Annotated in this window: 13 protein-coding genes; 10 read left to right on the top strand and 3 right to left on the bottom strand. The window is 31.5% G+C overall.

Translation table 11 applies throughout. The features are described from left to right. Positions 1-103 precede the first annotated feature (103 nt). Positions 104-520: a hypothetical protein gene (locus tag PTSHG_RS06510; RefSeq protein WP_019108086.1), complete on the bottom strand. Its 417-nt coding sequence runs from the start codon at positions 518-520 to the stop codon at positions 104-106. Positions 521-567: 47 nt separating this feature from the next. Between PTSHG_RS06510 and PTSHG_RS06505 the strand changes: the two genes are divergently transcribed. The 10 genes from PTSHG_RS06505 (at position 568) to PTSHG_RS06460 (ending at position 10,054) form a co-directional block, all read left to right on the top strand. Further along, positions 568-1,563, top strand: coding sequence for an MBL fold metallo-hydrolase (locus tag PTSHG_RS06505; protein ID WP_019108085.1), 996 nt, complete (start codon positions 568-570; stop codon positions 1,561-1,563). Between the two features lie 70 nt (positions 1,564-1,633). Beyond that, a complete protein-coding gene (folP, locus tag PTSHG_RS06500; protein WP_019108084.1) occupies positions 1,634-2,608 on the top strand; it encodes a dihydropteroate synthase in 975 nt (324 codons plus the stop codon). A 53-nt stretch (positions 2,609-2,661) separates the two neighbouring features. Beyond that, on the top strand, positions 2,662-3,633 hold the full coding sequence (gene pta, locus PTSHG_RS06495) for a phosphate acetyltransferase (RefSeq protein ID WP_019108083.1): 972 nt from the start codon (positions 2,662-2,664) through the stop codon (positions 3,631-3,633). Between the two features lie 104 nt (positions 3,634-3,737). Next, the gene (locus PTSHG_RS06490) at positions 3,738-4,427 is read left to right on the top strand and encodes a response regulator transcription factor (RefSeq protein WP_019108082.1); all 690 of its coding nucleotides are present in this window, start codon (positions 3,738-3,740) and stop codon (positions 4,425-4,427) included. Continuing rightward, positions 4,408-5,373, top strand: a complete 966-nt coding sequence (locus tag PTSHG_RS06485; protein WP_019108081.1) for a sensor histidine kinase — start codon at positions 4,408-4,410, stop codon at positions 5,371-5,373. Before PTSHG_RS06490 ends, PTSHG_RS06485 begins: the two co-directional genes overlap by 20 nt. A 118-nt stretch (positions 5,374-5,491) precedes the next feature. Then, positions 5,492-6,757: an erythromycin esterase family protein gene (locus tag PTSHG_RS06480; RefSeq protein ID WP_019108080.1), complete on the top strand. Its 1,266-nt coding sequence runs from the start codon at positions 5,492-5,494 to the stop codon at positions 6,755-6,757. Between the two features lie 17 nt (positions 6,758-6,774). Beyond that, positions 6,775-7,521: an ABC transporter ATP-binding protein gene (locus tag PTSHG_RS06475; RefSeq protein ID WP_019108079.1), complete on the top strand. Its 747-nt coding sequence runs from the start codon at positions 6,775-6,777 to the stop codon at positions 7,519-7,521. Positions 7,522-7,525: 4 nt separating this feature from the next. Continuing rightward, positions 7,526-9,508 (top strand): FtsX-like permease family protein, encoded by a 1,983-nt coding sequence (locus PTSHG_RS06470; RefSeq protein ID WP_019108078.1) that lies wholly within the window; start codon positions 7,526-7,528, stop codon positions 9,506-9,508. A 56-nt stretch (positions 9,509-9,564) separates the two neighbouring features. Then, positions 9,565-9,789, top strand: coding sequence for a type II toxin-antitoxin system RelB family antitoxin (relB, locus tag PTSHG_RS06465; protein ID WP_019108077.1), 225 nt, complete (start codon positions 9,565-9,567; stop codon positions 9,787-9,789). A gap of 1 nt (position 9,790) precedes the next feature. Beyond that, entirely contained in the window at positions 9,791-10,054 is a 264-nt protein-coding gene (locus PTSHG_RS06460) for a type II toxin-antitoxin system RelE family toxin (RefSeq protein ID WP_019108076.1), read from the top strand. 200 nt (positions 10,055-10,254) lie between these two features. Here PTSHG_RS06460 and PTSHG_RS06450 read toward each other — a convergent pair whose 3' ends face one another. Continuing rightward, positions 10,255-10,812, bottom strand: a complete 558-nt coding sequence (locus PTSHG_RS06450; RefSeq protein ID WP_019108074.1) for a chromate transporter — start codon at positions 10,810-10,812, stop codon at positions 10,255-10,257. Next, positions 10,805-11,365 carry a chromate transporter gene (locus PTSHG_RS06445; protein WP_019108073.1) on the bottom strand — a complete coding sequence of 187 codons (561 nt, stop codon included), beginning with the start codon at positions 11,363-11,365 and terminating at the stop codon, positions 10,805-10,807. The genes PTSHG_RS06450 and PTSHG_RS06445 overlap by 8 nt, the downstream gene beginning before the upstream one ends. Between the last annotated feature and the right edge of the window lie 47 nt (positions 11,366-11,412).

Here is an 11,412-nt window from a genome sequence, read left to right as displayed (position 1 = left end):
CAAAACAAACCACCGGCTTAGCCGGTGGTTATGATTATGTTTTATAAAATTTTAGCAAGTTCAATTATTAATTTGTTTATTAAATTATATTTTAATTGACTTTTTAGCTTGATTGTAGAAGTTTTTCATACATCTCTATTAGTTCTTCTGGTATGACAAAGTTAAAGTAAGTGCCAGATTTTGATAGGAAGAGATACATTAGACCCAGTGATGTGAATTTTTTCATATTTACATAGACATTTTCATCAGAATAATCTACGGCGCCATTATAAAAATCGTAAAAGGACTTGTGCTCTTTTTCGTCAAAGTTCATGAGGGTATTTTTAAATTCGTCGGTAATTTTCTTATAAATTTCTTCAACTTCTTCTGTCAAACTTAGTCCTTCAAGCTTTAAGTCATAGGAAGATGCGATGAGTTGTCTTTGGTCAGCGTCTAAACTTTCTATAATGGGGTATAATTTATCAACAGGCAGTTTGTTAATGGTTTCAACTTTAAAAAGTTTTAATAAAAAATCGCTCATAATTCACCTCGTATTTATTATACATGAAATGAGCTGAGGGAGGAAATATGTCTAGTATTAAAAAATTAAGTGATGGTGTTTATTGTAAAATTATTCCCTTAAGGGGCAATCCCCTAAAGAGCATAAATATTTACATGGTAAAGTCCAGAGGCGAGGCTTTAATTATCGACACAGGCTTTAATACTGAAGAGATAAGGAATGAAATGTTATCTTTTATAAAAGATATGGAAATTGATTTAAAGAATACAAAGTTATTTTTGACTCATCTTCACTCTGATCACACAGGTCTTGCAACTTGGTTTCATGAAGAGCTTGGCGTGGAAATTTATATGGGAGACATTGACTACCACATGATGTCTTCAATGGCTGATGCAAATTCAAAGAGATGGAAGGATGTCATGGCGACAACCCATCTTCAAGGGCTTGACGAGGATAATTTAAAAATTGAAGAGCACGCAGGCTTTCGTTATAGACCTAAGGCAGAGTTCCCCTACACTTCCTTTAATCCTGACTACACCCTAAAGCTTGGCGACTTTACTTTTAAGGGCATGGATTTTTCCGGCCACACTCCTGGCATGGTTGGTCTTTATGAAGAAGACCGAAAAATTTTATTCTGTGGCGACCACCTTTTGGGAGACATCACGCCAAACATTACATTTTGGAATTTTACTGTGGGCGACAGCCTTGGGACCTATCTTAAAAATATTGAGAAATTAAGAAATATTCCAATTGAGCATATTTATTCTTCTCACAGGGCTCTTATTGATGATGTACCAAAGAGGATTGACGAGTTAAAGGCTCATCACAAGAAAAGAATCGACGAGGCATTAAGGACTTTAGAAGCTAGGGGCAAGTGCACAGTAAGAGACATTGCCATGAATATGTCTTGGGACATGAGGGCAAGGGATTTTTCTGAATTTCCAAACACACAAAAGTTTTTCGCAGCAGGAGAAGCTCACGCTCATCTTGAACACCTAAGGACTCTAGGCAAGGCTGACTTTGAAAAAGACCAAGATGGAGTTTTGCACTACTATTCGATTTAAAATTTATTTGATTTTAAAAGCCCTTAGACATAGAATTAAGTTTATAGGAAAAATAAAAATGGAGTGAAAAATGAATAAATTAATTTGTAAGTATAAAGACAAAGTTTTAGAAAGCGGAAATGAAACAATTTTATGTGGCATTGTAAATGTTACGCCAGATTCCTTTTCTGATGGCGGCAAATGGTACGGCAAGGACAAGGCTATCAAAAGGGCAATGGAACTTATTGATGCCGGTGCAAAAATGATTGACCTTGGTGGCGAATCCACTAGACCAGGCTCTACTTATGTTGAGATTGAAGAAGAAATAAGTAGAGTTGTGCCAGTTATAAAAGAATTAAAGACTATGACAGATGTGCCTCTATCAATTGATACATGGAAGGCAGATGTTGCAGAAGCTGCAATAGAGGCAGGCGTTGACTTTGTTAATGACATCACAGGTTTTATGGGCGACCCTAAAATGGCTGAAGTGGTAGGAAGAAGTGAAGTGGGCGCAATTTTAATGTTTAATCCAAAAATTGCAAGACCAAATCACAAGTCATCTGCCAACTTTCCATCCTTTGGTGGCGAGGGAGCCTTTACTGATGATGAGTTAAAATCCTTTGAAGACATGGACATTGTGGAAGTCATGAAAAAATATCTAGGGAAATCTCTTGAAAGAGCAGAAAAAAATGGCATTACAAAAGATAGAATTATGCTTGACCCAGGTATTGGCTTTGCCCTAACAAAAAAGGAAAATTTAAAATTAATAGACAAAATTGATGCCATTAGAGAAAAGGGCTGCTTCACATTTTTGGGTGTATCAAGAAAGAGATTTATCACAAATATTTTGACAGAAAATAATATTGACGCTGATGGAAATAATGAAGAAGGCTTTGAAAATAGGGACGAAGCATCGGCTGCTCTTACGACTCTAGCAGCCTATAAGGGGGTAGAAGTTTTAAGAGTCCACACAATGAAGCATCACAGACTTGCAAAGCTCGTTGCAGACGCTGTAAGGCTAAATGAAGTTATAGAAGATGTAAATTTCAAACCTTATTCACTTTAAATTATTTTTTAGAAGATATATAATATAAGTATTAATAAAATAAGGGGGACATTATGTCATTAATTGAAAATTTGAGAAGTAAAGTAAGAGCATCAAAACCAGAAATTGTATTTCCAGAAGGCGATGATGCAAGAATTTTAAGAGCAGCAATTAGACTTAATGAAGATGGAGATATTAAACCAATAGTTCTTGGAGATAAAAAAGAACTTGAAGCTTTAGCAGAAAAAGAAGGCGTGGAATTAGGAAATCTTGAAATTTTAGACCCAGCTAACTATGAAGCTAAAGATGAAATGGTTAAGGCTTTTGTAGAAAGAAGAAAAGGAAAAGTCAACGAAGAACAAGCAGCAGAAATCCTAAAAGACCACAACTATTTTGGAACAATGCTTATCTACATGGGAAAAGCTAAGGGACTTGTATCAGGAGCAGCACACACAACTGCAGATACAGTTAGACCAGCCCTTCAAATCATAAAGACAAAGCCAGGATACAAGAGATGCTCTGGAGCATTTATCATGCTTAGAGACGAAGAAATGTATTTAATGGCAGACTGTGCTATTAACATTGACCTTGATGCAGAAGGACTTGCAGAAGTAGCAGTAGTATCAAATGAAACAGCAATACAATTTGGAATGGATCCAAAGATCGCAATGCTTTCTTTCTCAACTAAGGGTTCAGCATCTCATGACAGAGTAACAATGGTAGCAGAAGCAACAAAAATGGCTAAGGAAAAAAATCCTGAAATGGCAATTGACGGAGAATTACAATTTGACGCAGCTTTCGTAGAATCTGTTGCAAAGAAAAAAGCACCAGGATCAGAAGTTGCAGGACACGCAAATGTATTTGTATTCCCTAACATTGAAGCAGGAAACATTGGCTACAAGATCGCTCAAAGATTTGGCGGCTTTGAAGCAATTGGACCTATCCTTCAAGGACTTAATGCCCCAGTAAACGACTTATCTCGTGGCTGCGTAGAAGATGAAGTATATTCACTAGCAATCATAACAGCAGCACAAGCAGTTCTTTAATAAATTTTGACTTAAAGACTTCCTTTGGGAGTCTTTATTTTTTTGCCCTTAATATATATAATGATGTCAAGTAAATTTTAGTGAAAAGAGTAGGTTGTAAAGATATGGAAAACAAAAAGTGGAAGATTTTTTTAGTAGAAGATGACAAAGTAATTGCTGAGGAAATTAAAAGACACCTCAAGTTTTGGAATTATGAAATAAAAATAGCAGAGGACTTTCAAAATATTTTTGATGACTTTAAAAACTTTCGTCCTGATCTAGTATTGATGGATGTAAGTCTTCCCTTTTACAATGGCTATCATTGGTGCAAGATTATTAGAAAAAATTCTAAAGTTCCAATTTTATTTATTTCTGCCGCCGATGAAAACTTAAATTTGATAATGGCAATGGACCTTGGAGCAGATGATTATTTGACTAAGCCCTTTGAACTAGAGCTGTTACAAATAAAAATAAGAGCCTTGCTTAGAAGAGCTTACGAATATATTGAGACAAAAAATATTTTTTACAAAGACATAAGACTTAATTGCGACAGCATGATTATATCAAGAGAAAATAAAGAGATAGAACTGACAAAAAATGAATTTAAAATTTTAGAAATTCTCTTGGAAAAGCCGGGTAAAGTTGTAAATAGAGATGAAATCATTGATAAAATTTGGCAAACAGACTCTTATATTGATGATAATACCTTAACAGTAAATGTGATGCGTCTTAGAAAAAAGCTAGAAGATATAAATATTTTTGAGCTCATAAAAACTAAGAAAGGAGTAGGCTATTATGTCCCACCTGCCAATTAAAAGTTTTTTAAAGAGAGAAAAATTCACAATAATTTTTGGAATTTTTATATTTTTTTATATTCTTGGAGTTTATTTAATTTTTGAATTTGAAAGAACCAAGACTATTTACATATCTTTTTTATATCTATTTTTATTTTTTATATACATGATCTTTATTTATTTCACAAGGGACAGAGATTACAGAGAAGAAATTGCTCTTTTAAATCAAAAAAATTACGAAAGAATTTTAGAAATAAAGGATTCTCCATTATCAAAAGCTCTTTATAAAAGTGTAGAAGAAAATAAAAACTTTAGAGATTTTGAAGAAAAGAGAAGAGCTGATGTAAAAAATTATTTGACCATTTGGACTCATCAAATAAAATCTCCAATATTTGCACTAAGGCTTCTACTCAAAAAAGATGAAATAAATAAAATAGAATGCGAGAAAGAAATTTTTGAAATCGAAGAATATGTGGGAAATATTTTAGGCTATGCAAGACTGAATGCAGACAGCACAGATTATGTCTTTGACAAGTATAATTTAGACGAAATTATTAGGGGCGTAATCAGAAAATATTCAATTCAGTTTATTGGAAAAAATAATAGCCTAGACTTTTGTGAAACTAAGAAAATAATTTTAACTGATGCCAAGTGGTTTTCTTTTTTATTGGAGCAAATTATTTCTAATGCAATAAAGTACACGCAAAATGGAAGAGTAGCAATTTATTTAAATAAAGATGAACTCGTAATTGAGGACAATGGAATTGGGATTATGGCAGAAGATTTACCGCGAATTTTTGATGCAGGATACACTGGTTACAATGGTAGGTTTGAGAAAAAGTCAACAGGACTGGGACTAAACCTTTCAAAGAATATTGGTAAATCTTTAAGAGTGATACTAAGATGTGAGTCAGAGCCAAAGATTGGCACAAAGATGTATATAAATTTAAGAAATATTTTAGATTAGGGTGCTTAGCACTCTTTTTTATATCTTACAAAAATGTCACATTAAAGCTCTATTTGTTATGTAAATAAAAGGATTTATTTTTTTGTACAATTTATAATATAGTTAAGAAGGTGAGAAAATGATAAAGAAAATTTTTAAGGGAATTTTAATTTTTTTAGTAGCTATTATTTTTCTTGGAGGGTTTGGAGATTTTTTGTGGGTTAATCTTCCAAAGCTAAGTGCAAGAAAAAATATTTCCGACGTAGAAGACTATGGCAAAATGGTAAGTGAGATAAATTTAGATGACCATGTAAAAGTTGTGGGACTTGGCGAAGCGACTCACGGCAATTCTGATTTTCAAGATTTAAAATTAGAAGTTTTAAAGACTTTAGTTGAAAAAAATAATTTAAAAAGTTTTTGCCTTGAAGCAGATTTTGGCGAAGGCATGATTATAAATAATTACATTCATGGAAATAAAAGAGCTGAAAATATTTCTAGTGTTTTTTCTTTTAATATTTATCATACAAAGAATATGAATGACCTCATAAATTATATGTTTGACTACAACCAAAAGGCAAAGGATGAGGATAAGCTCTCTTTTTACGGCTTTGACATGCAAAATCCAGAAAAATCTATTGAATTAATTTTAGATTTTTGCAAGGAAAATAATATCTTACAGGACAAAAACTTGCAAAAGGAATTTTCCTTTATTAAAGATGAGAAATTTAAGGTTTCTCAAATAAAAGATAAAGAAGATTTGTTATTAGAAATAAAAGCTCATGCTGATGGTTTTTCTTCTAATTACGCAAGAGAAGTTTCAAGAGCTCTTACAAATGTAATGGACAGCGTAAAATATTACGAATTAGATTTTAATGATTACACAAAAGCAAACAATGTGAGAGATAAATTTATGGCTGAAAATGTTAAGTGGATAAGTGATTTTGAAAAATCAAAGGGAAACGATTTGCTTTTAATTTCTGGTCACAATGGTCATCTTGCCAAAAGTGGAAAATTTTATGAGCCTATGGGTTCTCACTTAAAGGAAATTTTTGGAGAAAAATATTTTATTATTGGAACTGACTTTTATAAGGGCATTGTAAATATTAATGAAATTGGTCCAGATAATAAGAGGGCAAACCATGTCTTTGTATCTGCAGATCCACTTGCCTACAGTGCGAGAAAATTTAAAGGTAAATATTATTTGGATTTCACGAAAGTTCAAGATGGCGAAACTTCTGAATTTATAAATAAAGAGATAAACATGGGAAGTTTGGGCGAAGGATATTCTCCACTTATGAAATTTATTCCAACAAGTTATAGAGTGAAGGAAGCCCCAAAAAATTTATATGATGCAATGATTTTTGTTTATTATGCAAAGCCAATTGCTGTCATTTATGAAGATTAGTTTTAAAGAGGTGGAAGATGTTAGAAGTTCAAAATATAAAAAAGATATACCGAAGTCGCTTTGGTAAAGATGACCTTGAGGCTTTAAAGTCAATTAATTTCACTGTTGAAGCAGGAGAATATATTGCCATAATGGGAGAATCTGGAAGTGGAAAGACAACTTTATTAAATATATTGGCACTTCTTGACAGACCAACTTCTGGAAAAGTTATTTTAAGAGGCAAAGATTTACAAGAGATAAGGGACAGCCAAATGGCAAAGTTCAGAAGAGAAAATTTTGGATTTGTTTTTCAAGATTTTAATCTTCTTGACACCTTTACTGTCAAAGAAAATATTTTATTGCCCTTAGTATTAGCAGATGAAAAAGTCTCATCAATGGAAAAAAAGTTATCAGAGATTGCAGCAAGATTAAATATTAATGATTTATTAAGTAAATATCCTTACGAAATAAGTGGTGGACAAAGACAAAGAGTAGCAATCGCAAGGGCACTTATAACAAAGCCAGAGATGCTTTTTGCAGATGAGCCTACAGGTGCACTTGATAGCAACAGTACGAGAGAACTTTTAAAAGTTTTTAAAGAATTAAATCTTGAGGGGCAGACTATTTTAATGGTTACACATTCTATTATGGCAGCCTCTTATGCAAATCGAGTTTTATTTATAAAAGATGGCGAGATTTATCATCAACTTTATAAAGGAAATTTAGAAAGTTTTGATATGCAAAAGAAAATTGCAGACACAATGCAAATGTTGCAAAGGAGTTAAGAAGATGAAATCACTTTATAGGAACCTTGCATTGTCTGGTATAAAGAGAAATAAAAATATTTTTATGCCCTTTATTGGAACTATAATTTTTCTAATTGTACTTAATTCAATTTGTTTAAGCCTTGTTTTAGACAAATCTCTTGCAGGAGCAAGTGGAATGGATACAATGAAGATCTTTCTATTTTATGGAGTCATAGTTTTATCAATTTTTTCACTAATAATGCTATCTTCCGTGTATTCCTTTATTCAAAAGAGAAAGTTAAAAGAGCAAGGACTTTATTTAATACTTGGACTCGAAAAAAGGCATCTGCGAATAATTTTATTTTGGGAAATAATTTATATTATTATTTTTTCTATAGTACCAGCAAGCATTTTTAGTCTTGTTTTATACAAACTTTCCCTTGGAATTTTTGTGAAACTGACAAACATTTCAATAAATATATTTGAGGGTGGATTTTTTAACAATATTTTAGCAGTAGCTATCATAGCCTTAATATTTATTGCAATATTAATTTTTGTATTTGCAATTCAAATTATTAAGATGAGAAATTATTCTCCGATTGATTTAGTAAATGAGTCCAAGGCAGGAGAGAAGAAAAATAAATTTACAAAATTAATTGCTCTATTGGGGATAATTTTTATTGCGTCAGGTTATGCAATTAGTATTACAACAAAAAATCCAAGGGAAGTTTTTTTTAAATTTTTCTTAGCAGTTTTGCTTGTTATAATAGGAACTTATTGTGCCTTTTCTGTTATTGTAAGTTTGATTTTGGAAATAATAAAAAATAAAAAAGATTTATATTATAAAAAAGATAATTTCTTTGCAATATCAGGGCTTTTGTATAGAGTGAAAAATAATTCAAGGTCTCTTGCAAGTATTGCTATACTTTCTACAGCTTTTACCGTAGTTCTAACTTCGGGAATAAGTTTATATGTAGGAATAGATGATGTAGTAAATAGATTATTTCCATCAGATTATACTCTAGAGATAGAGGATAATTCTATAAGGATAAATAACTTAGAAGAATATAGAAATAAGGTAAACAAATATCTTGATGAAAATGGATTTAATGCAAAGCCATTTACTACAATGGAATGGAATGTTCCACTTTTAAAGACAGAGAGTGGAGTAGAATCTTTAAAAAGTGAAGATATAGATGAGGCAGCATTTAAAAATAATTTAGTCGACCTACAAGTTATTTATACAAGAGATGGCAATTTAAAATTTGGTGATGCAGATGTCTTATATTTTGAAAATGAGGGAACAAAAGATTGGATTCAAGAATTAGATTTTAAAGTAAAGAGTATAAGTGAGGAAGAAAATGACGTACCCATTGAGAATGTAATAACTATATTTGAAAAGAATAAAATATTTGTAAAAGATTACAGAATTGCAGAAGAGATAATTAAAAAGTATGAAGTGAAAAATTCTAATATATTTAGCATAGAGCCATCAGTTAAGACAGTGATTAATGTAGTAAATGAAGAAAACTTTGCAGAAAGTCTTAAAGAAAATATAGATAAGTTAAAAGTAAGTGAAAATCAAAAAATAAAAGTTATAGATAGGGGAGAAACCAAGTTAGAATTTTTGAGAATGTATGGTGTAATATTTTTTGTTGGTTTAATACTTTCCTTAGCATTTTTAGTTACAATGGGACTTTCAATATATTATAAAGAACTAACAGAGGGCTATGAGGATGTAGAAAGATTTAGAATTTTAAAAAAGCTTGGTCTTGGAGATATTGAGGCAGAGAGAAGTATAAAGAAACAAATGGCTACACTTTTGTTTTTGCCAATAATTTTTTGTATAGTTCACACAGCTTTTGCATTTCCAAGCTTAAAAAATATGCTGATAATAATTGGGCTTATGAATATTGAATTATTTATAAAGTCAATGATTTTTGTGATTTTGATTTATATAATTATTTATCTTGGTATATACAAATTCACAGAAAAAGTTTATGCAAAGATAGTTTTAGAAAAATAAAGCTTCTTATTGATTTGTGTAACACAATGTAATACAATTGGCTTAGAGGTGATGGTATGAAAACTGTATCTGTAAGACTTAACGCTGAAGAGGAGAGGGCTTTTACTGCTTATGCTGATCTTATGGGAGAACCTCTTTCCACTCTTTTTAAAAAATTAATGGAAGAGAAACTTGAAGATGAGTTCGACATGAAGGTAGCTGAAGATTTTCTTGAAAGAGAAGCTAGGGGCGAAGTTGAATATATTATTCATGAAGAGTTGATGAAGGAACTAGACTTCTGACATGTATGATTTAATTTATGATAAAAAATATTTAAAAAGTTTAAAAAAGTTAGATATACAAGCTCAAAAAATTATAACTAACTGGGTAGAAAATAATTTACTAAATTGTGAAGAGCCTAGATTTTCTGGAAAGCCCCTCACAGGAAATTTTAAGGACCTTTGGCGATATAGGATAGGATCCTATAGGCTTCTTGCAAAAATTGACGACGACAAATTAATTATTTTTGCCATTGATGGGAGACATAGAAGAGATATTTATAACTAAGATTCTTTTTGTGGGTCTTAGTTATTGTTTTATGGAAAAATTTTTATGAAAGGAGTTTTTATGACTAAGTTAAGAGATGCCATATATGGCTTTGATGAAATTCCAAGAGACTGGATAGATAAGTTAAAAAACAAAACCCTAATTGAAGAATGTTTATTTTAATAAAAAATCTTCCTCAAAAATTTTAAGGAAGATAAAAATTATATATAATTTATGGTAAGATTAACAACAATGCCAATGATTGCACCGAGACCTATTAACTTAAATAGGTCTATTTTTTTTAGGTACAAAATAAAGCCAAGGACAAAGGAAATTAGTGCGGCAAGGCTCATGCCCTCTAGTTTAAATCCATCTGGAAAAACTGATGACTGAAATAGTTTTAAGGTAGTTATAAAAATTAGAGACACAACTCCAGCCTTTATGCCAAGAAGGGAGTAGTCCATAATTTTAAATTTTTTGTTTTTGCTAAAGAGGAAGTAACCAAATATCATCATTAAAATAAATTGAGGAAGAACGAATCCCGTTGTAGCTGTTATAGAGCCTAGTATACCCATGACTTTTTGTCCAACGAAAGTTGCAGAGTTAATGGCAATTGGTCCTGGAGTCATTTGTGAAATTGAAATTAAATCTATAAATTCTTTTGTGCTTATCCAAGCATTTTCTTCCACTACATATTTTGATATGAGAGGGATTACTGCGTAACCGCCGCCAAAGGCAAAGCATCCGATTTTAATGAAAACTAAAAACAAATCAAGCATTTTTGTATCTCTCCATTACACTAAAATAAGAAATTCCTGCAAGGGCACAGAATAAAATAATTAGTCCCGTATTTATATTTGTAAAGAAGGCAACTAAAAAGACGAGGATAATCATAACTGCACTAAATTTTGGATTTTTCTTATAGGAAGATACTCCCATGCGTAAAACTGTGATAAATAAAACTGCAGAGATTATTCCACTTATGCCTTCTAAGGCAGAATTTATAAAGAAATTACTTTTAAACTCTTGATAAAAATTTGAAATCACAGACAAAATTATTAGACAAGGAAGTGAAGATGCAACAAGACAAGTTACTGCACCAAGAGGTCCCTTTAAGTAATAACCAGTTAAGACTGAGCAAGATATTGCCATAGCGCCAGGTCCACCTTGAGAGATCGCAACTATGTCCATCATCTCATCTTCATCAATTAATTTTAAATCGGAGACAAAAATATCTTTTATGACGGGCACAATTGTATAGCCGCCACCAAAGGTTACTGCATTGATTTTAAAAAATGTTAAAAATAATTTTGAGAGAGAAATATTTTTCATAAAATCACCGCATTAATTATAGCACATAAATGAAAAATTAAATAATA

Origin of the sequence: Peptoniphilus senegalensis JC140 (genome assembly GCF_000321025.1) — a bacterium.
GTDB classification, from domain to species: domain Bacteria; phylum Bacillota; class Clostridia; order Tissierellales; family Peptoniphilaceae; genus Peptoniphilus_A; species Peptoniphilus_A senegalensis.
This window is presented reverse-complemented; position numbering and strand designations above follow the sequence as displayed.

What these genes read in the sequence shown, in the direction of transcription:
- pta (WP_019108083.1), top strand. Translation starts at nt 2,662, where the DNA reads ATGTCATTAATTGAAAATTTGAGAAGTAAAGTAAGAGCATCAAAACCA.
- PTSHG_RS06460 (WP_019108076.1), top strand. Translation starts at nt 9,791, where the DNA reads ATGTATGATTTAATTTATGATAAAAAATATTTAAAAAGTTTAAAAAAG.
- PTSHG_RS06480 (WP_019108080.1), top strand. Translation starts at nt 5,492, where the DNA reads ATGATAAAGAAAATTTTTAAGGGAATTTTAATTTTTTTAGTAGCTATT.
- PTSHG_RS06490 (WP_019108082.1), top strand. Translation starts at nt 3,738, where the DNA reads ATGGAAAACAAAAAGTGGAAGATTTTTTTAGTAGAAGATGACAAAGTA.
- PTSHG_RS06510 (WP_019108086.1), bottom strand. Translation starts at nt 520, where the DNA reads ATGAGCGATTTTTTATTAAAACTTTTTAAAGTTGAAACCATTAACAAA.
- PTSHG_RS06485 (WP_019108081.1), top strand. Translation starts at nt 4,408, where the DNA reads ATGTCCCACCTGCCAATTAAAAGTTTTTTAAAGAGAGAAAAATTCACA.
- PTSHG_RS06470 (WP_019108078.1), top strand. Translation starts at nt 7,526, where the DNA reads ATGAAATCACTTTATAGGAACCTTGCATTGTCTGGTATAAAGAGAAAT.
- relB (WP_019108077.1), top strand. Translation starts at nt 9,565, where the DNA reads ATGAAAACTGTATCTGTAAGACTTAACGCTGAAGAGGAGAGGGCTTTT.
- PTSHG_RS06475 (WP_019108079.1), top strand. Translation starts at nt 6,775, where the DNA reads ATGTTAGAAGTTCAAAATATAAAAAAGATATACCGAAGTCGCTTTGGT.
- folP (WP_019108084.1), top strand. Translation starts at nt 1,634, where the DNA reads ATGAATAAATTAATTTGTAAGTATAAAGACAAAGTTTTAGAAAGCGGA.
- PTSHG_RS06505 (WP_019108085.1), top strand. Translation starts at nt 568, where the DNA reads ATGTCTAGTATTAAAAAATTAAGTGATGGTGTTTATTGTAAAATTATT.
- PTSHG_RS06450 (WP_019108074.1), bottom strand. Translation starts at nt 10,812, where the DNA reads ATGCTTGATTTGTTTTTAGTTTTCATTAAAATCGGATGCTTTGCCTTT.
- PTSHG_RS06445 (WP_019108073.1), bottom strand. Translation starts at nt 11,365, where the DNA reads ATGAAAAATATTTCTCTCTCAAAATTATTTTTAACATTTTTTAAAATC.